This window comes from Streptomyces sp. MK37H, assembly GCF_018035285.1.
In the GTDB taxonomy this organism is placed as follows: Bacteria; Actinomycetota; Actinomycetes; order Streptomycetales; family Streptomycetaceae; genus Streptomyces; species Streptomyces endocoffeicus.
The window spans coordinates 57,087-76,583 of the sequence record NZ_JAAAYH010000003.1; the positions used below are offsets into that span (position 1 = coordinate 57,087).

Here is a 19,497-nt window from a genome sequence, read left to right on the forward strand (position 1 = left end):
TGCCGTGGCGGCTGCTTTCGGCCCGATCCGTCGGTTTCAGTCCCCGTAGTCGGGCGCGACGCGCTCCACCAGGCGGAGGAGGGCGGACCAGGCGAGGTCGTACGCCTCGTCGTCCTGGAAATCGGAGCCGTGGTCCTCGCCCGACAGCTGGCGGGCGGTGAGCTCGCAGATGTCCGGGTGGGGCGTGATGAGCTTCGCGCCGCCGGCCATGGCCGTGGTCTGGATCTCGCACGCCTTGTCCAGGTAGTACATCCGCAGGAATGCCTGGCCAGGGGTTTCGCCGACGGTCAGCAGGCCGTGGTTGCGCAGGATCAGCGCGGGGTGGCCGGCGAGGTCGGCGACGAGGCGGCGCTGTTCGGCGAGGTTGAGGGCGACGCCCTCGTAGTCGTGGTAGCCGACCCTGCCGTAGAACTCCATGGAGATCTGGTTGAGCGGGAGCAGACCGTCCTCCTGCGCGGCGACGGCGCAGCCCGCCTTGGTGTGGGTGTGCAGCACGCAGTGGGCGTCGGGGCGGGCGGCGTGGACGGCGCTGTGGATGACGAAACCGGCGGGGTTGACGGGGTGCGGGGTGTCCTCGACGGGCCGGCCGGAGAGGTCGACCTTGACCAGGTTCGACGCGGTGATCTCCTCGAAGAGCAGGCCGTACGGGTTGATCAGGAAGTGGTGCTCGGGTCCGGGGACGCGGGCGGAGATATGCGTGAAGATCAGGTCGGTCATGCGGAAGTGGGCCACCAGGCGGTAGACGGCGGCGAGTTCGCGGCGCAGCCGCCGTTCCTCGTCGAGGGGCGCCTGGTCGGCGCGGTGGGGTGAAGCGGGCACGGTAAGGACTCCTCGGGGCGGGGTGACGTCAGGGGACAGTTTCCCCACGCACACCTCTTGTCACCGGTCGGCCGGGTCCACAGAATCCTTCGGAGACCAGCTACGACCCATATCGCGAACGTGGTTCGACATATCGAATGGGAGTGGTTCCTCATGCGTCTCGTCCCTCGCCGCCTCCGCCGCATTCCGCGCTTATCCCGCCCCGAACGGCCACGGCCCAGACGCCTGGCCGGGGCGCTGCTGGCCGGTCTGCTGACCGCCACCGGGGTGGGCACCGTCGCATACGCGGCACCCTCGGCCGATGCGGCGGTCCTCGCCACCGACGCCGCCACCGCCACCGCCACCGCCACCGCCACCGCCGGGAAGACCCTGGCCGCCGCCCCGCAGACCGACGTACCCGCCGCGCCCATGGGCTGGGCCTCCTGGAACAGCCTGGCCAGCCAGATCGACTACGACACGATCAAGGCCCAGGTGGACGCCCTGGTGTCCTCCGGCATGGCCGAGGCGGGCTACACCTACGTCAACATCGACGAGGGCTGGTGGTGGGGCACCCGCGACAGCGAGGGCGACATCACCGTCGACACCAAGCAGTGGCCCGGCGGGATGAAGGCCATCGCCGACTACATCCACAGCAAGGGGCGCAAGGCCGGGATCTACACCGACGCCGGCAAGAACGGCTGCGGCTACTTCTACCCCACCCCGCCGGGCACCCCACCCGCTCCGGGCAGCGGCAGCGAGGGCCACTACGAGCAGGATCTGCGGGCCTTCCAGGAGTGGGGCTTCGACTACGTCAAGGTCGACTGGTGCGGGGGCCAGGACGAGGGGCTCGACCAGGAGACCACCTACCGGGCGCTCAGCGAGGCGAACAAGGCCGCGACCGCCGTCACCGGCCGCCGCCTGGTGTTGTCGCTGTGCGAATGGGGCTCGGGGCGACCGTGGAACTGGGCCGCGGGCGTGGGCGATCTGTGGCGTACCAGCACCGACATCATCTACTGGGGGCAGACACCCTCGGCCACCGCGATGCTGTCCAACTTCGACCAGGGCCTGCACCCCGCCGCCCAGCACACCGGCTACTACAACGACCCGGACATGCTCATGGTCGGCATGAAGGGTTCCAACGCCACGCTCGACCGCACCCATATGAGCCTGTGGGCGATCTCCGGCGCCCCGCTGCTCGCCGGGAACGACCTCACCACCATGACGCGGGAGACCGTCGGCACCCTCACCAACCCCGAGGTCATCGCCGTCGACCAGGACCCGCGCGGACTCCAGGGCGTGAAGGTCGCCGAGGACGCCGCGGGGCTCCAGGTGTACGGCAAGGTGCTGTCCGGCACCGGGAAGCGCGCCGTGCTGCTGCTCAACCGCACCTCCGCCGCCAAGCCCATCACCGCCCGCTGGACCGACCTCGGGCTGACCGGCGCCGCCGCCTCCGTCCGTGACGTCTGGAAGCGCGCCTCGGTGGGCACTTACAGCGGCGGCTACACGGCCACCGTCCCGGCCGGGGAGGCCGTGCTGCTGACCGTCTCGGGCACGGAAGCCCCCGGCGTCGCGTACCAGAGCACCACCGGCTCCTTCACCGTCACGGCCAAGACGGCGGGGCTGAAACTGGCCGACATCACATACGCCAACGGCACCACCGCCCCCCGTACCGCCACCCTCCGCGTCGGCGGCCAGTACGCGACCACGCTCGCCCTGCCGCCCACCGGCTCCGCGACCGCCCGCCGCACCGTCTCCGTGCTGCTCTCCCTGGCCAAGGGCGCCAACACGGTGACCATGAACGGGGGCCCGGACACCATCAGCGTCCAGGACCTCCCGGGCACTGACGGCGTCCAGATCGTCGGCGCCGACTCCGGGCGCTGCGTCGATCTGGACCAGAACACGATCACCAACGGCGCCCAGGCCCAGCTGTGGGACTGCCACGGTGGCCAGAACCAGCTCTTCCGGCGCACCTCGCGCGACGAACTCACCGTCTACGGCAGCAAATGCCTGGGCGCCGAGAAGGACGGCACCGCCGACGGCACGAAGGTCGTCATCGGCGACTGCACCGGTGCCACCGGCCAGAAGTGGACGGTGAACGCCTCCGGGGCCCTCGTCCACCAGGGGTCCGGCCGCTGCCTGGACGCCTACGACAACGGGACGGGGAACGGCACCCGGCTGGTGCTGTGGAGCTGCCACAACGGTCCCAACCAGCGGTGGACCCTCATCTGACTGAAGAAAGGACAGAGCCCCCGCGCGAGTCGACCGCGCGGGGGCCCCTTTTCCGCCTGCCCGGTGTTCGGTGAGAAGACGATCACGCAAGCAGGGGGTCTGGTGAGGGCTCGGGGTTACGGGGCGAGCAGCAGGTTGTTGGCGCGCTCCTTGGCGGCCGTGTAACGGCGCGCCACATCCTGCCAGTTGACGACCTTCCACATGGCCTCGATGAAGTCCACCTTCTGATTCTTGTACTGCAGATAGAAGGCGTGCTCCCAGGCGTCGAAGACCAGGATCGGCACCGAGCCCTGCCCCACGTTCCCCTGGTGGTCGTAGACCTGCTCGACCACCAGCCGCCCACTGACCGGCTCATACGCCAGCACGCCCCAGCCCGAGCCCTGGGTGGTGGCGGCGGCCTTGGACAGCTGGGCCTTGAAGCCCGCGAAGGAGCCGAAGTGCTCGGCGATGGCGTCGGCCAGCTCCCCGACGCCATCCCTCTCCAGCGGCTCGCCGCCACCGTCGCCGGTCATGTTGTGCCAGTAGATGCTGTGCAGGATGTGGCCGGACAGATGGAAGGCCAAGTTCTTCTCGAGCCCGTTGATCGAGCCCCACTGATCCTTGTCCCGCGCCTCCGCGAGCTGCTCCATCGTGTCGTTCGCGCCCTTGACGTACGCGGCGTGGTGCTTGTCGTGGTGCAGCTCGATGATCTCGGGGCTGATGACCGGGGCCAGCTCCGAGTAGTCATACGGAAGTTCAGGAAGTGTGTAGATGGCCATGCGAAGCCCTTCGGACCGCTTATTGCAATTGACTTGCAAGTACACGCTAGCAGCAAGAGTGTTTCCGGACCCCGCAGCGACGCGCATCCGTAGTGGCTTGATCCGATCCCTGCGCTGGGGGAACGGCGGCCCTATGATCAAAGGTCGCTCGAAGGGGGAGGGCATGGATCCGCAGATCGCCGATCTCGCCAGGACGGCGGGCACCACCATGGTCACGCTGATGGCCACCACTGCCTGGGAGTCGGCCAGGGACGGCATGGTCTCGCTCTGGCAGAGGTTCCAGCCCAGCAGAGCCGACGGCATCGGCGAGGAGTTCGAGGCGAGCCGCGACGATCTGCTGCTCGCGCGGGAGACGGGCGACGCGGAGTCCGAGGCGGAGTTGGCCGCCGAATGGCAGGGCCGGGTGCGTCGGCTGCTGACGGCCCAGCCGGAGGTGGCGGACGAACTGCGCCGCATCCTGGATGAGTTGAGCCCCGACCTCCCCGATCAGCGACCCGCCGTCGGCGAGATCCGTATGACGGCCGAGGCGTCCGGCAGCGGCCGGGTCTACCAGGCCGGCCGCGACCAGCACATCACGGAACGGTGAGCGACCCCATGGCCATCGACGGCCGCGCGTCCGGGCAGGGCCGGGTCTTCCAGACCGGTGGCGACCAGTACATCGAGGAGCATCACCACCACTACGGGGCCGGAACGGGGTCCCTCCTCGCACCACAGCCGGTCGGCCCCCGGCCGCCCCAGGGAGCGACGGTCCCCGACTCCGTAAGGGTGCCGCTCGTCGGCCGGGCACCGGGCATCCTGCGGGACCGCGCCGATCTCATGGAGCGGCTGCGAGCGGCCGTCACCGGACCCGGTGGCGACGTCCACGTCCTGCACGGCCTGGGCGGCTGCGGCAAGACGGCGGTGGCGCACACGCTCTTCACGGAAGCCGTAAGGGACCACGGACGCGTCGGGCTCTGGGTGAACGCCTCCGAGCGGATCTCCCTGCGCGCGGGCATGCTCGCCGTGGCGGGCGACCGGGGCGCGACCACGGGGGAGCTGGCCGCCGCGGCCAGCGGCCAGCGCGCCGCGGCCGACCTCGTCTGGCACTACCTTGACCACTCCGCCCAGCGCTGGCTGCTGGTCCTGGACAACGCCGACGACCCGACGGTCCTGGAGGAGGGCGGCTGGCTGCGTACCAGCCCGCTCGGCACGGTCCTGGTGACCACCCGGCACGCGACCTCGCCACTGTGGCGGGGCGCCGGGTCGGCACGGCACCCCGTCGGCGTGCTTCCCGAGGCCGACGCGGCACAGGTCCTGTGCGATCTGGCCCCGGACGCGGGCACCGTGGAATCGGCGCAGAAGGTGGCGCGACGGCTGGGCTGTCTGCCGCTGGCCCTGACCCTGGCGGGTTCGCATCTGTCGCATCAACTCCTGGAGTCGTGGTCCATGGACGAGTACGACCGGAAGCTGAGCGAGGACTCGACGGCCCTGGTCGACCAGGGCGCGGTCGGCAGCGGCCAGTCCCGCCATCTCGTCGGCCGCACCTGGCAGTTGTCCCTGGACGCCCTCGCCGGACAGGGACTGCCGGAGGCCACCACGCTGCTGCGGCTGCTGTCCTGCTGGGCGGCGGACCCGGTGCCGCTGTCCCTGCTGATGCCGGTGGCGCGGGGGGAAGTGGACCTCGGCCATCTCGACCCGCCGCTCGCGGCGGACCGGGTCGAGCCCGCGCTGCGCGGGCTGCTCGACCACTCGCTGATCGGCATGGTCGAGGCGGACGGCCACCGGTGCGTTCAGGCTCATGGAGTGCTGCTGGACAGCGTCGCCGCCGGGGTTCCGACCACCCAACGCGGACCTCTGGCCGAGGCGGCGAGCCGCCTGCTGGAGGCGGCGCTGCCGCCGGAGGATGCCGCACCGGTCGAGACGCGCGCCGAGTTGCGGCTGATGGCCCCGCACGCCTTGCGTTTGCTGCACGGCTCGCCGAGCGAGTGGGCCGCCCGGCTGGCGGTCCGCGTCGTGGAACAGCTCTTCGCGGTGGGTGACTTCCCGATGGCGTTGTCGATGTCCGTGGCTGTCGCGGACGAGGCCGAACGCCTTCTGGGCGAGGAGCACCCCGCAGTTCTGAGCGCGCGCCACATCATGGGCCGGACCCAGCACCGCATGGGGCATTACACGGAGTCGGAGACGACGCTCAGGGAGGTGCTGCGGAGCCGCGAGCGGATCCTTGGCGTCGACCATCCCGACACTTTGCGCACATGTGCCGTTCTGCATGTGCCGGTCGCCATCCTCGGCCGTGTGGAAGAAGCGGTGCACCTGCTGCGACGCGCGATCACCGGGCAGCGGCGGGTGCTCGGCGAGGACTCCGGGGAGACGCTCTTCAGCAGAGCGTGGCTCCTCGAGGTTCTGCCCCGGCTCGGCGACTCTGAGGAGTTCGACGAGGAAGCCCGGGTCGTCGAGGACTGTGAGCGCGCGTTGCCACCCGGCCACCTCGCGACCCTCATGGCCCACCACAACCATGCCGAAGGGCTGAGGGTGCTGGGCCGGTACGTGGAGGCCGAGCCAGTGGCCCGCCGCGCCCTGGCCGAGCGCACCCGCTTCCAAGGTCCCGATCACCCGCAGACTCTCGCGGCCTTGAACCTGGAGGCACGGGTCGCCCACGGGCTCGGCAAGCTGGACGAGGCCGTCGCGGCGCTCCGGGAGGTCATCGAGCGCCGCGAACGGGTGCTCGGCCCCGAGCACCCGTTCATCACGCAGAACCGTGAGTCGCTCGCCGCCTGGCAAGCCGAGGCCGAAGCCCAGCCCTGATCAGCCCTGATCAGCCTGCTGCCGCGCCGCCGCCATCCGCTGCCGTACGAAGCCGATGATGGCGAGGGCGATCGCCATCACGGCCGTGGCGTACAGCTGGCTGCGGGTGTCGGCCTCGCGCAGCATCAGCAGCAGGACCCCGACCGTGGCGGCCAGTGCGACCCAGGTCAGATACGGGAAGAGCCACATCTTCACGACGAGCTTCTCCGGGGCCTCGCGCTGCAGCCGGCTGCGCATCCGCAGCTGGGCGGCGGCGATGAAGCCCCAGACCACCAGCACCGCGGCGCCGACCATGTTGAGCAGCCACTTGAAGATGGTGTCCGGCCACCAGTAGCTGAGCAGCACCGCGACGAAGCCGAAGAAGGAGGAGGCGAGCACGGTGAGGCGGGGCACACCGCCGGTGACCCGGCCCAGGAAGGCGGGGCCCTCGCCGCGGGTGACCAGGGAGTAGGACATCCGGGAGGCGCCGTAGATGTTGGCGTTCATCGCGGAGAGCAGCGCGATCAGCACGATCACGTTCATGATGTCGCCGGCCGCGGGGATGTCGAGGTGGTTGAGCACGGCCACGTACGGGCCCTCCTGGACCACGGACTTGTCGTTCCACGGGATGAGCGTGACCACGACCAGCATCGAGCCGACGTAGAAGAGGGCGATGCGCCACATCGCGGTGCGCACCGCGCCCGCGACGCTCTTGACCGGGTTCTCGGACTCGGCCGCCGCGATCGTCACCGTCTCCAGGCCACCGTAGGCGAAGACGGAGGCCAGCAGGCCGACGACCAGGCCGTTCACCCCGTTGGGCAGGAAGCCGCCGTCACCGCTGAGATGGGAGCCGCCCGGGGCGTCGGTGCCCGGCAGGACGCCGAGGATCGCGAGCACGCCCAGAACGAGGAAGATCGTGATCGCGGCGATCTTCAGCGCGGCGAACCAGAACTCGAACTCGCCGAAGTTGCTGACCGCCGCGAGGTTCGTGCCGCAGAACATCGCCATGAAGAGGGCGACCCACATCCAGGATTCGCTGCCCGGGAACCACTGGACCATGATCCCGGCCGCGCCGATCGCCTCGGCGGCGATGCCCACGCACAGCAGGATCCAGAACATCCAGCCCACCGTGAACCCGGCCCAGGGCCCGATCGCCCGCTCGGCGTGCACGGAGAACGAGCCGGAGGCCGGATTGGCCGCCGACATCTCGCCGAGCATCCGCATCACGAGCATCACCAGCAGCCCGGACAGCGCGTAGGCGACCACGATCGACGGACCGGCGGCGGCGATTCCGGCGCCGGAGCCGACGAACAGCCCCGCGCCGATCACGCCACCGAGGGCGATCATCGACAGATGGCGCTGCTTGAGGCCGTGAGAGAGCGGCGGCGTGGCGGTCGCGCCGGTGCCGGTCGCCTCGGCGGCGCCGGATGACGCCGAGGACGCGGATGTCCGGTTCATTCTTCTTCTCTGTCCCTTACGAGCGCCGGTGACGGATGCAAAACGTCCCTAGTGTGAAGGGCGTGTCCTATGGGGACAACATCGCGGACAATCTTGTCTGGATATCGGACACTCGCGTCACGCTCCGTATCAGGGATCTCTGCCAGAAGCTGCCAAGCCGATGCGTCCGGCTTTGTGGTCATCCGACGGTGTCCGAGGCCCGCGCGTTGGGTTAGCGTCGCGGTATCCACCCTCTGACCTGGGAGCATCGCTGATGAGCACTGTTTCTGCCGCCGCCACACCCGGTACGGTCCTCGCGGACGCGGTCTTTCCCGCCCGGCGCGTCCTGGCCCGCGACACCGCGCTGGTCATCGGGGGCGCCGTGCTCACCGGCCTCGCGGCCCAGATCTCGGTGCCCGTCCCCGGCTCGCCGGTGCCGGTGACCGGCCAGACCTTCGCCGCCCTGCTGGTGGGCACCTCGCTGGGGGCCCGGCGCGGCTTCCTGTCGCTGGCGCTGTACACCCTGGTCGGCATGGCGGGCGTGCCGTGGTTCGCCGAGGGCAGCTCCGGCGCCGCCATGCCGTCGTTCGGCTATGTGCTCGGCATGCTGCTGGCGGCCACCGTGGTGGGCGCGCTCGCCCGGCGCGGCGGCGACCGCGGGGTGCTGCGCACCGCGGGCACCATGGCGGTCGGCTCCGCGGTCACCTACGCCGTGGGCGTCCCGTACCTCGCCCTGGCCACCCACATCTCCCTCAGCGAGGCGATCGCGGTCGGGCTCACCCCCTTCCTGATCGGTGACGCCCTGAAGGCCGCCCTGGCGATGGGCGCGCTCCCGGCCGCCTGGAAGCTGGTGGGCCGCCGGGGCTGAGCCGACGGCAGCCGGCAGAAAGCCCACGGAAAACGGAAAAGGGCCCCCGCGCGGTCGACTCGCGCGGGGGCCCTGCCGTGGCGGCGACGGAGGAACGGTCAGTCGAAGATCGGGCCGACCGTGCGGGTCCGCTTGATCTCGTAGAAGCCGGGGATCGAGGCGACCATCAGCGTGCCGTCCCACAGCTTGGCGGCGTCCTCGCCCTTGGGGGCGGGGGTGACCACCGGGCCGAAGAAGGCGACCTGCTCGCCGTCCGAGCCCGGGACGGCGATGACGGGGGTGCCCACGTCCTGGCCGACCAGCTCGATGCCCTCCTTGTGGGAGGCGCGCAGCTCGGTGTCGTACGCGTCGGAGTCGGCGTAGTCGGCAAGCTCGGCGGGGAGGCCGGCCTCCTCCAGGGCGGCCACGATCGTCTCGCGGTTCTTCTCCAGGCCCTGGTTGTGGAAGCGGGTGCCGAGGGCGGTGTAGAGCCGCCCGAGGACCTCGCTGCCGTGCTTCTGCTCGGCGGCGATGCAGACCCGGACCGGGCCCCAGGCGGTCTTCAGCAGCTCGCGGTACTCCTCGGGCAGCTCATCCAGCTTGGGCTCGTTGAGCACGGCGAGGCTCATGACGTGCCAACGCACCTCGACCGGGCGCACCTTCTCCACCTCGAGCATCCAGCGCGAGGTCATCCAGGCCCAGGGACACAGCGGATCGAACCAGAAATCGGCGGGCGTCTTGGCAGTCTCGGTCACGGTTTCTCCTCGAGCGGGCGCGTTGGTATCGCAAACGAATAGAAGGTGTCTCCAACGGCCAACGCGCGCGGAAGGGGGCTCATTCCCCGATGCCGCGTGTCGGTGCCCCGTGACATGATTCCCGCTGTCCGATATCCGAGATGCGAGACACTGGAGAGGGAGCCGCGTCGTGCCCGGTGAGAACCTGACCCGTGACGAGGCCCGTGAGCGGGCGAAGCTGCTGGCCGTCGAGGCGTACGAGGTGGCGCTCGATCTGCGGTCCGCGGTGGGTGAGCACACCGGGTCCGGGCCGCGCGCCTTCCGCTCCACCACGACGATCCGCTTCCGCTGCGCCGAGCCGGGCGCGGCCACCTTCGCCGATCTGCTGGCGCCCTCGGTGACCTCGGTGCGGCTCAACGGGCGGGAGCTGGACCCGGCGGCGGTCTTCGACGGCTCCCGGATCGCGCTGGAGGGCCTCGCCGCGGAGAACGAGCTGGTGGTGGACGCGCAGTGCGCGTACAGCCGGACCGGCGAGGGGCTGCACCGCTTCGTGGACCCGGAGGACGGCGAGGTCTACCTCTACACCCAGTACGAGCCGGCCGACGCCCGCCGGGTCTTCGCCAACTTCGAACAGCCGGATCTCAAGGCCCCGTTCACCTTCTCGGTGACCGCCCCGGAGGGCTGGACGGTGCTGAGCAACGGGGCGGTGGACCGGGTGGAGCCGTCCGCCGACGACGCCGCCACGACCAGCCACTTCGTGACCACCCGGCCCATCGCGACGTACATCACGGCCGTGGTCGCGGGTCCGTACCACTACGTGAGCGACCTCTACCGCCGCACGCTGCCGGACGGCTCGGCGCTGGAGATCCCGCTGGGCGCGCTGTGCCGCAAGGGGCTGGCCAAGCACTTCGACGCGGATGACATCTTCACCGTCACCAAGCAGGGCCTGGACTTCTTCCACGACCACTTCGACTATCCGTACCCGTTCGGCAAGTACGACCAGGCGTTCGTGCCGGAGTACAACCTCGGCGCGATGGAGAACCCGGGCTGTGTGACCTTCCGGGAGGAGTTCATCTTCCGCGGCAAGGTCACCCGGGCGTCGTACGAGGGCCGGGCGAACGTCATCCTGCACGAGATGGCGCACATGTGGTTCGGCGACCTGGTGACCATGGAGTGGTGGGACGACCTGTGGCTCAAGGAGTCGTTCGCGGACTTCATGGGGGCCTTCTCGCTGGTCGGGGCGACCCGCTTCACCGACGGCTGGATCACCTTCGCCAACCGCCGCAAGGCATGGGCTTACCGCGCCGACCAGCTGCCGTCCACCCATCCGATCACGGCCGACATCCGTGACCTGGAGGACGCCAAGCTCAACTTCGACGGGATCACCTACGCCAAGGGCGCGTCCGTGCTCAAGCAGCTGGTGGCCTATGTCGGGCGGGACGCCTTCCTGGAGGGCGCGCGGCGCTACTTCAAGCGGCACGCGTACGGCAACACCCGGCTGTCGGACCTGCTGTCGGTGCTCGGCGAGACCTCGGGGCGGGACATGGCCACGTGGTCGCGCGCCTGGCTGGAGACCGCGGGGGTGAACGCGCTGACCCCGCAGGCCACCTATGACGCCGAGGGTCACATCACCGAGCTGGCGGTGGTCCAGGAGGCCGCCGACAGTCACCCGACTCTGCGGCCGCACCGGGTGGCCGTCGGGCTGTACCGCAAGGAGGCCCCGGTCGATGAGCGCGCCGGGGCGCTGGTGCGCTACGCCCGCGCCGAAGTGGACGTCGACGGCCCCCGTACGGTGATCCCCGAGCTGACCGGCGCCTCCCGGCCCGATCTGATCCTGGTCAACGACGACGACCTCACTTACTGCAAGATCCGCTTCGACGAGGGCTCGCTGGACACCCTGCGCGAGCACCTCGGCGAGCTGACCGACCCCCTCGCCCGCGCCCTGAGCTGGTCCGCGCTGTGGAACCTCACCCGCGACGCGCTGCTGCCCGCCCGCGACTACCTGGAGCTGGTGCGGCGGTTCGGCGGGGCCGAGAGCGACATCGGGGTGCTGCAGATGGTCCAGGCGTGGGCGCTGTCCGCCCTGCACGACTACTCGGCGCCGGACGCGCGCGAGGAGGCCGGGGCCCGGCTGGCCGAGGGCGCGCTGAGCGAGCTGCGGCTGGCCGAGCCGGGCAGTGGTCATCAGCTGGCCTGGGCGCGGTTCTTCGCCCAGGTCGCCTTCGCCGAGTCCGAGCTGCGGCTGCTGCGCGGGCTGCTGGACGGCACGGCCCGGATCGACGGGCTGGATGTGGACCAGGAGCTGCGCTGGACGTTCCTGGCCGCGCTGGCCTCGAGCGGCCAGGCCGACGAGGCGCTGATCGCGGCCGAGCTGGCCCGCGACGACACCGCCTCCGGCAAGCGCCACCAGGTGCGGTGCCTGGCCGCCCGGCCCTCCGCCGCGGTCAAGGCCGAGGCGTGGGACGCGGTGGTGGAGTCCGACCGGCTCTCCAACGCCCTGGTGGAGGCCACCATCTCCGGTTTCGACCAGCCGGGCCAGCGGGATCTGCTGGCGCCGTACGCACCGCGCTACTTCGAGGTGATCGAGCGCGTCTGGCAGGAGCGGTCGATCGAGATCGGGATGGCGATCGTGCGCGGGCTGTTCCCGGCCGCCCAGGGCGACACCCGCACCCTGGAGGCGGCCGACGCCTGGCTGGACGGCCACCCGGACGCGGCCCCCGCGCTGCGCCGGCTGGTCCTGGAGGCCCGCGACGACCTCGCCCGCGCCCTGCGCGGCCAGGAGTGCGACGCGAGGGCCGCCGTCTGAGGCAAACGTTCGACCGAAGCGGGGAGCTCTTTCGGCATTCGAACTGCCGTACTTTAGTGCGGTGTTGTCCGCTTTTGTCGACGACTGTGTAACAGCGGTTAGCGAGTGGAGCGGGCGCGGGAATGGCGGGGGCATGAGCCACAACACGCCGCTGTCCCCCCGCCCCCTCCACCACCTCTCGGACGTCCAGCGCCGGGTCCTGACGACACGTCAGCTGCGCGAGCACGGTGTGACCGCGTCCGTCGCCGCGGAGCGCTGCCGGGCCGGCGGGCCCTGGCAGCAGATCCTGCCGGGCGTCCATCTGCTCCACCCGGGCCCGGCGACCAGCGAGGAGCGGCTGCTGGCCGCGCTGCTGTACACCGCGAGCCGCGGCCAGGGGGCCGACGGGTCGGCGCCGGGCGGCGGCGAGCCGTGCGGCGAGGCGATGATCACCGGGCTGGCGGCGCTCGCCCTGCGCCACTTCTCCTCCGCTCCCCCGCTGGCCTCCCTCGACCACATCGACGTCCTGGTGCCGCGCACCCGGCGGCTGCGCGCCACCGGCTTCGTCCGCTTCGTCCGGGCCGGCACCCTGCCCGCCCCCCAGTACCTCGCGGGGGTGCCCACCGCCCCGGTGGCCCGCGCCCTCGCCGACGCCGTCGCCCGGCTCACCGATGCCGTACTGGTCCGCAGACTGCTCACCGAGTCCGTGCGCCACGGCCACTGCGAGGCCGCGGCCGTCGTCGCGGAGCTGAACTCGGCCCGGCTGCTGTCCCGGCCGCATGTCGTGGACGCCGTGGACGCGCTGCTCGCCGAGGGCCGGGCGATCGCCGAGGGGCGGCTGTACGACATGGTGCGCGGCCACCATCTGCCCGAGCCGCTGTGGAACGTGGAGCTGCGGCTGCCCGGCGGGCCCGCCCTCGGCGGGGTGGACGCCTACTGGCGTGAGCAGGCGGTGGCGGTGGAGATCGACGCCCGGGCGCCGCGCCAGGACGAGGAGGTCTGGCGCGGCGGCTTCGGCCGCAAGCGCGAACACCTGGAGCGGCTCGGGATCACGGTGGTGCGCGTGACGCCGAAGAAGCTGCGGGAGTCGCCGGAGGAGCAGGCCGCGGTGGTCCGTACCGCCCTGATCGCGGCGGCCGACCGCGAACCGGCCCCCTATGTGGTGGTCCTGCCGCGCTGAGGTCCCTGGGGCCTCAGCGGGGAGGAGTCAGGGCTTGCGCAGCAGCAGCTCGGTGTTACGGTCCGTCGCGTCGCCGGCCAGCTTCTGGCTGGCGCCGGGCGCGTTGAAGGACAGCTCGCGGTAGAGGGCCGCGATACCGGTCTGGGACAGGTCCGAGAAGTCCGTGCGGTGCGGCGCGGCCGACTCGATGAGCGTGGTGAACAGGGAGATCGTGCCGTCGTGGTTGTCCACGACCTCGAACACCCGGGCCAGCTGGGGGAAGTCCACATGCGAGGCGGTGGTGATCTCCCAGAAGGTGCCGCGCGGGGTGATCTCGTTCTGGTGGCTGTGGCCGTTGATCCAGGCCAGCACCTTGGGATGGCGCTGGAACAGGGCGACGACCTCGTCCCCGCCGTGGCGGGCCTCGCCCGGGCGGCCCGGGTCGTGGTTCATGTTGTCCAGGCTGCGGCTGTAGTGATGGCTGAAGACGATCACGTAGTCGTCCTTGTGGGCCTTCAGCGTCCGCTCCAGCCAACGCAGTTGGGCGGTGCCGAGCGAACCGGTGTAGTGGCCGCCCGGGTCGGTGGTGTCCAGGCTGATGCCGATCATGTTCTCGGAGATCCGGAACGAGTAGTAGAGCGTGCCCTGCTCGAGGTTGGCCTTGGTGTAGCCGTGGCCGACCGGACCGGAGCCGGTGGCGGCCGGGTCGAGGTGCGCGGCCAGGTACTCGTTCTGGGTGAAGGGTGCGCGGCGCTCGTCGGGGGTGACCGTGCGCATGTCCTTGGCGTGCGCGTCCAGCAGCGCCTTCATCTGGACGCCCTTGGGGTCGTCCCCGACGCGCGTCCCCTTGAACAGCCGCTCCGCGTCGGCCGCCGGGATGATCTCCAGCTTGCGCTTTCCGGTGGCGAAATCCGTGTAGTAGTCGTGGCCGAGGGAGTAGACACCGCCCGCCAGATCGTCGTGGTTGCCGATGGTGGAGTACCACGGCAGCCGCAGCCCGGGGCTGTTGACGGTGCGCAGCGCGGCCTCGAGGAAGCCGTCGATGCGCGGGAAGCCGGCCTTCTTGTCGGCGTCGCGCAGCGCCTCCTCGGGGTGCCAGAACTCCTTGAGCCCGCTGTTCTGGACGCCCTCGTAGCGGCGCGGATCGCCGGTGTTGGGGGTGATCCGGCCGCCGTTCATGGCGGTCAGGAACCAGTCCAGCTCGATCTTGGCGTTGTTGTCGGTGTTGTCGCCGGTGGTCATGACGAACGACAGCGGCGCCCCGGTGGCGGGTCCGCCGCGCAGCCCGTTGATCCGCTCGATGAGCGAGGCGACCCCGGCGATGGTCAGCGCCTCGTGCGGCCGCCATGCCCCGGCGCGCCCGGCGCGCAGGAACTCGTAGCGCATCGGGTGCTGGACGTCGGTCAGATGCAGATCCGTGAGCTGGACGAACGAGGCGAGCGCGGTGCGCCGGTCCTCGCGGCCGCCCTTGGCGCCGGTGATCTCGGTGCGGACCTTACGGGCCCAGGCGGGGCCGTCGGCGAGCCGCCGGTAGCCGGTGGCGCCGTGTGCGGCCGAGAACGTCTCCAGCGTCGTACCGGCCGTCGAGGGCGCCGCCGGGGCCTGCACCACCCGGCGGCCCGCGGCGTGCGCGGTGGCGGGCTGCGAGGCACCGGCCGAGCCGCTGCCGGGACCGAAGGCGATTCCCAGGCCGGCCGTGGCACCGGTGGCGGTGGCGGCGGCGAGGAAGGTGCGCCGGTCGAGGGTGGCGACGGCAGCTGCGGCGGACCGTACGGACCGTATGCGGGACATGCGCGATCTCCCCGAGTGGACACGCGGTGACGGGCGGACAGCGACGCTGCCCTCACCTCGGATCGTTGGCATCGGGGATGGCTTGGGAGTGAACGAGACGGCAACGCGGGTCGCCGATCTCCACACGTGGATCTTGGCGGCAGCAAACGGTCATCGCGCCCTTGTGAACAGGAATTCTTCCGCTCACCCGGCGTTCATCAGATCTGGGAACCGCCCCCGCCATATCCGGGAACCGCCCCCGCCGTGGGATAAATCACGGGACGGTAACGGACCCGCCTGAGACACTTGCCAGGAGGGTAGGCGCCTCGAACAGGCACAACCAAGGAAAAGGGCTGATATGAGGATCGGAATCGTCGGAGCGACCGGCCAGGTCGGCGGAGTGATGCGCAGGGTGCTCGCCGAGCGTGACTTCCCGGCCGAGCAGCTGCGGCTGTTCGCCTCCGCCCGCTCGGCCGGTCGTACGCTCCCGTGGCGCGGCACCGAGATCACCGTCGAGGACGCCGCCACGGCCGACTACTCCGGTCTGGACATCGTCCTGTTCTCCGCGGGCGGCGCCACCTCCAAGGCGCTGGCCGAGAAGGTCGCCGCCCAGGGCCCGGTCGTGATCGACAACTCCTCGGCCTGGCGGATGGACCCCGAGGTGCCGCTGGTCGTCGCCGAGGTCAACCCGCACGCCGCGGTGGACCGCCCCAAGGGCATCATCGCCAACCCGAACTGCACCACCATGGCCGCCATGCCGGTGCTGCGCCCGCTGCACGCCGACGCCGGGCTCACCGCCCTGGTGGCCACCACCTACCAGGCCGTCTCCGGCTCCGGGCTGTCCGGCGTGGCCGAGCTCGACGGCCAGATCCGCAAGACCGCCGACCGCGCGGCCGAGCTCACCTACGACGGCGCGGCGGTGGACTTCCCCGAGCCCGGGGTGTACGCCCGCCCGATCGCGTTCAATGTGCTCCCGATGGCCGGGAAGATCGTCGACGACGGCCGCTTCGAGACCGACGAGGAGCAGAAGCTCCGCAACGAGAGCCGCAAGATCCTGGAGATCCCGGAGCTGAAGGTGTCCGGCACCTGTGTCCGGGTCCCGGTCTTCACCGGCCACTCGCTCCAGGTGAACGCCCGCTTCGAGCGTCCGATCAGCGTGGAGCGCGCCTATGAGCTGCTGGCCGCGGCCCCGGGCGTGGCGCTCTCGGAGATCCCGACCCCGCTCCAGGCCGCGGGCCAGGACCCCAGCTATGTGGGCCGGATCCGGGTGGACGAGACGGTCGAGCACGGTCTCGCGCTGTTCCTCTCCAACGACAACCTGCGCAAGGGCGCGGCGCTGAACGCGGTGCAGATCGCCGAGCTGGTGGCGGCCGACCTGACCTGACGCCCGCATCCCGGCTCGGAGGGGAGCGGCCCGGCGGCCGCTCCCCTCTTTCCCTCAGTCCCCCTTTCCGCAGGCCGTCGCGTCGCGGTCGCGGTCCAGTCGGTGGCGGTCACGGCCGTGGGGTCTGCTCGTGGACAAACTGGTCTACCGGCGCTGACCGTCCGACGTGCGAGGATGGCCATCCGCCTGACGCATGGCGTACCGCACATGACGAACGGGAGTTAGCCGACGTGCCTGGCACCAACCTCACAAGGGAGGAAGCGCAGCAGCGGGCGCGCCTCCTCACGGTGGACGCGTACGAGATCGAACTGGACCTGAGCGGCGCCCAGGAGGGTGGTACCTACCGCTCCGTGACCACGGTGCGCTTCGACGCCGCCGAGTCGGGCGCGGAGTCGTTCATCGACCTGGTGGCGCCCACGGTGCACGAGGTGGTGCTGAACGGCGACGCGCTCGACCCGAACGAGGTCTTCAAGGACTCGCGGATCGCCCTGCCGGGGCTGCTCGCCGGGCACAACGAGCTGCGGGTGGTCGCGGACTGCGCGTACACCAACACCGGTGAGGGGCTGCATCGCTTTGTCGACCCGGTCGACCAGCAGGCGTACCTCTACACCCAGTTCGAGGTGCCCGACGCCCGCCGGGTGTTCGCCAACTTCGAGCAGCCCGACCTGAAGGGCACGTTCCAGTTCACCGTGACGGCGCCCGAGGGCTGGACGGTGATCTCGAACTCGCCGACGCCGGAGCCGAAGGACAATGTCTGGCGGTTCGAGCCGACCCCGCGCATCTCCACGTACATCACCGCGCTGATCGTCGGCCCGTACCACAGCGTGCACAGCTCCTACGAGAAGGACGGCCGCTCGGTGCCGCTGGGCATCTACTGCCGTCCCTCGCTCGCGGAGTACCTCGACTCGGACGCGATCTTCGCGGTGACGCGGCAGGGCTTCGCGTGGTTCGAGGAGAAGTTCGACTACGCGTACCCGTTCGCCAAGTACGACCAGCTGTTCGTGCCGGAGTTCAACGCGGGCGCGATGGAGAACGCGGGCGCGGTGACCATCCGCGACCAGTACGTCTTCCGCTCCAAGGTGACGGACGCGGCATACGAGACGCGGGCCGAGACCATCCTCCACGAGCTGGCCCATATGTGGTTCGGCGACCTGGTCACCATGGAGTGGTGGAACGACCTGTGGCTGAACGAGTCGTTCGCCACCTACACCTCGATCGCCTGCCAGGCCCATGCACCGGGCAGCAGGTGGCCGCACTCGTGGACCACCTTCGCCAACTCCATGAAGACGTGGGCCTACCGGCAGGACCAGCTGCCGTCCACCCACCCGATCATGGCCGAGATCAACGACCTGGACGACGTCCTGGTCAACTTCGACGGGATCACGTACGCCAAGGGCGCCTCGGTGCTCAAGCAGCTGGTCGCGTACGTCGGGATGGACGAGTTCTTCCGTGGCGTCCAGGCGTACTTCAAGCGCCACGCCTACAAGAACACCCGGCTGTCGGATCTGCTCGGCGCGCTGGAGGAGACCAGCGGGCGCGATCTGAAGACCTGGTCCAAGCAGTGGCTGGAGACGGCGGGCATCAATGTGCTGCGGCCGGAGATCGAGACGGACGCGAGCGGCACGGTGACCTCCTTCGCGGTGCGGCAGGAGGCCCCGGCGCTTCCGCCCGGCGCCAAGGGCGAGCCGACCCTGCGGCCGCATCGCATCGCCATCGGGCTCTACGACCTGAACCCGACCGGCAAGCTGGTCCGCTCCGAGCGCATCGAGCTGGACGTGGACGGCGAGCTGACCGAGGTGCCGCGGCTGACCGGCACAAAGCGCTCCGCGGTGATCCTGCTCAACGACGACGACCTCACCTACGCGAAGGTGCGGCTGGACCCGGACTCGCTGGCCGTGGTCACCGAGCACCTGGGCGACTTCGAGGAGTCGCTGCCGCGCGCGCTGTCCTGGGCCTCGGCCTGGGACATGGTCCGCGACGGCGAACTGGCCACCCGCGACTACCTTGCGCTGGTGCTCTCGGGCATCGCCAAGGAGTCGGACATCGGCGTCGTCCAGTCGCTGCACCGCCAGGTGAAGCTGGCCCTGGACCTGTACGCCGCGCCGGACTGGCGCGAGACGGGCCTGGCCCAGTGGACCGAGGCCACGCTGGACCACCTGCGGGCGGCGGCGCCGGGCAGCGACCACCAGCTGGCCTGGGCGCGGGCCTTCACGGCCACCGCCCGCACCGACGCACAGCTGGACCTGGTCTCCGGGCTGCTCGAGGGCACCCAGACGATCGAGGGCCTGGCCATCGACACCGAGCTGCGCTGGGCGCTGCTGGAGCGGCTCGCCGCCACGGGGCGGGCGGACGAGGCCGCCATCGCGGCGGAGCTGGAGCGCGACAAGACCTCCGCGGGCGAGCGGCACGCCGCGACGGCGCGGGCCGCGCGGCCGACACCGCAGGCCAAGGCGGAGGCGTGGGCCTCGGTCGTGGAGAGCGACAAGCTGCCGAACGCGGTGCAGGAGGCGGTGATCGGCGGCTTCATCCAGACCGATCAGCGTGAGCTGCTGGCACCGTACGCGGAGAAGTACTTCGCGGTGGCGAAGGACGTCTGGAACAGCCGCAGCCATGAGATGGCGCAGCAGATCGTGGTGGGCCTGTACCCGACGCTGCAGGTCTCGCCGGAGACCCTGGACGCCACGGACGCGTGGCTCGCGTCCGCCGAGCCGACGGCTGCGCTGAGGCGTCTGGTGACGGAGTCGCGGGCGGGCATCGACCGCGCGCTACGGGCACAGGCGGCTGACGCCGCCGCGAGCTGACCGCGGCGCGGCGCAGTGCGGGGCCGAACGCCCCG

At 70.8% G+C, this 19,497-nt stretch carries 13 protein-coding genes; 8 read left to right on the forward strand and 5 right to left on the reverse strand.

The window, feature by feature from the left end; genetic code table 11:
• Nucleotides 1–36: 36 nt before the first annotated feature.
• The gene (locus GWI24_RS01340; protein ID WP_210944026.1) at nt 37–819 is read right to left on the reverse strand and encodes a class II aldolase/adducin family protein; all 783 of its coding nucleotides are present in this window, start codon (nt 817–819) and stop codon (nt 37–39) included.
• A gap of 153 nt (nt 820–972) precedes the next feature.
• Here GWI24_RS01340 and GWI24_RS01345 point away from each other — a divergent pair, with 153 nt between their 5' ends.
• The gene (locus GWI24_RS01345; RefSeq protein ID WP_210944027.1) at nt 973–3,027 is read left to right on the forward strand and encodes a ricin-type beta-trefoil lectin domain protein; all 2,055 of its coding nucleotides are present in this window, start codon (nt 973–975) and stop codon (nt 3,025–3,027) included.
• A gap of 116 nt (nt 3,028–3,143) precedes the next feature.
• On the opposite strand, the gene GWI24_RS01350 is transcribed toward GWI24_RS01345, so the two are convergent.
• Nucleotides 3,144–3,785 carry a superoxide dismutase gene (locus GWI24_RS01350; RefSeq protein WP_037945901.1) on the reverse strand — a complete coding sequence of 214 codons (642 nt, stop codon included), beginning with the start codon at nt 3,783–3,785 and terminating at the stop codon, nt 3,144–3,146.
• Between the two features lie 163 nt (nt 3,786–3,948).
• On the opposite strand from GWI24_RS01350, the gene GWI24_RS01355 reads away from it, so the two are divergent.
• Nucleotides 3,949–4,371, forward strand: coding sequence for a hypothetical protein (locus GWI24_RS01355; protein ID WP_210944028.1), 423 nt, complete (start codon nt 3,949–3,951; stop codon nt 4,369–4,371).
• An 8-nt stretch (nt 4,372–4,379) separates the two neighbouring features.
• Nucleotides 4,380–6,566 (forward strand): tetratricopeptide repeat protein, encoded by a 2,187-nt coding sequence (locus tag GWI24_RS01360; protein WP_210944040.1) that lies wholly within the window; start codon nt 4,380–4,382, stop codon nt 6,564–6,566.
• Here GWI24_RS01360 and GWI24_RS01365 read toward each other — a convergent pair whose 3' ends face one another.
• Nucleotides 6,567–8,003 carry an amino acid permease gene (locus tag GWI24_RS01365; protein WP_210944029.1) on the reverse strand — a complete coding sequence of 479 codons (1,437 nt, stop codon included), beginning with the start codon at nt 8,001–8,003 and terminating at the stop codon, nt 6,567–6,569.
• A 253-nt stretch (nt 8,004–8,256) separates the two neighbouring features.
• Here GWI24_RS01365 and GWI24_RS01370 point away from each other — a divergent pair, with 253 nt between their 5' ends.
• Complete coding sequence (locus tag GWI24_RS01370; RefSeq protein ID WP_210944030.1) at nt 8,257–8,850, forward strand: biotin transporter BioY; 594 nt, start codon at nt 8,257–8,259, stop codon at nt 8,848–8,850.
• Between the two features lie 98 nt (nt 8,851–8,948).
• On the opposite strand, the gene GWI24_RS01375 is transcribed toward GWI24_RS01370, so the two are convergent.
• The gene (locus GWI24_RS01375) at nt 8,949–9,584 is read right to left on the reverse strand and encodes a DsbA family protein (protein ID WP_210944031.1); all 636 of its coding nucleotides are present in this window, start codon (nt 9,582–9,584) and stop codon (nt 8,949–8,951) included.
• A 169-nt stretch (nt 9,585–9,753) separates the two neighbouring features.
• Between GWI24_RS01375 and pepN (GWI24_RS01380) the strand changes: the two genes are divergently transcribed.
• On the forward strand, nt 9,754–12,369 hold the full coding sequence (gene pepN, locus GWI24_RS01380) for an aminopeptidase N (RefSeq protein ID WP_210944032.1): 2,616 nt from the start codon (nt 9,754–9,756) through the stop codon (nt 12,367–12,369).
• Between the two features lie 133 nt (nt 12,370–12,502).
• On the forward strand, nt 12,503–13,528 hold the full coding sequence (locus GWI24_RS01385; protein WP_210944033.1) for a hypothetical protein: 1,026 nt from the start codon (nt 12,503–12,505) through the stop codon (nt 13,526–13,528).
• Between the two features lie 27 nt (nt 13,529–13,555).
• Here GWI24_RS01385 and GWI24_RS01390 read toward each other — a convergent pair whose 3' ends face one another.
• Entirely contained in the window at nt 13,556–15,298 is a 1,743-nt protein-coding gene (locus GWI24_RS01390; RefSeq protein WP_210944034.1) for a TIGR03767 family metallophosphoesterase, read from the reverse strand.
• Between the two features lie 337 nt (nt 15,299–15,635).
• On the opposite strand from GWI24_RS01390, the gene GWI24_RS01395 reads away from it, so the two are divergent.
• Nucleotides 15,636–16,661, forward strand: coding sequence for an aspartate-semialdehyde dehydrogenase (locus GWI24_RS01395; protein WP_210944035.1), 1,026 nt, complete (start codon nt 15,636–15,638; stop codon nt 16,659–16,661).
• A gap of 230 nt (nt 16,662–16,891) precedes the next feature.
• Nucleotides 16,892–19,462, forward strand: coding sequence for an aminopeptidase N (gene pepN, locus GWI24_RS01400; protein WP_210944036.1), 2,571 nt, complete (start codon nt 16,892–16,894; stop codon nt 19,460–19,462).
• The last annotated feature ends 35 nt before the right edge of the window (nt 19,463–19,497 follow it).

Bases quoted from the DNA above. Each gene is read 5' to 3' on its own strand.
- GWI24_RS01345 (WP_210944027.1), top strand. From the start codon at position 973: ATGCGTCTCGTCCCTCGCCGCCTCCGCCGCATTCCGCGCTTATCCCGC.
- GWI24_RS01350 (WP_037945901.1), bottom strand. From the start codon at position 3,785: ATGGCCATCTACACACTTCCTGAACTTCCGTATGACTACTCGGAGCTG.
- GWI24_RS01355 (WP_210944028.1), top strand. From the start codon at position 3,949: ATGGATCCGCAGATCGCCGATCTCGCCAGGACGGCGGGCACCACCATG.
- GWI24_RS01360 (WP_210944040.1), top strand. From the start codon at position 4,380: ATGGCCATCGACGGCCGCGCGTCCGGGCAGGGCCGGGTCTTCCAGACC.
- GWI24_RS01365 (WP_210944029.1), bottom strand. From the start codon at position 8,003: ATGAACCGGACATCCGCGTCCTCGGCGTCATCCGGCGCCGCCGAGGCG.
- GWI24_RS01370 (WP_210944030.1), top strand. From the start codon at position 8,257: ATGAGCACTGTTTCTGCCGCCGCCACACCCGGTACGGTCCTCGCGGAC.
- GWI24_RS01385 (WP_210944033.1), top strand. From the start codon at position 12,503: ATGAGCCACAACACGCCGCTGTCCCCCCGCCCCCTCCACCACCTCTCG.
- GWI24_RS01390 (WP_210944034.1), bottom strand. From the start codon at position 15,298: ATGTCCCGCATACGGTCCGTACGGTCCGCCGCAGCTGCCGTCGCCACC.
- GWI24_RS01395 (WP_210944035.1), top strand. From the start codon at position 15,636: ATGAGGATCGGAATCGTCGGAGCGACCGGCCAGGTCGGCGGAGTGATG.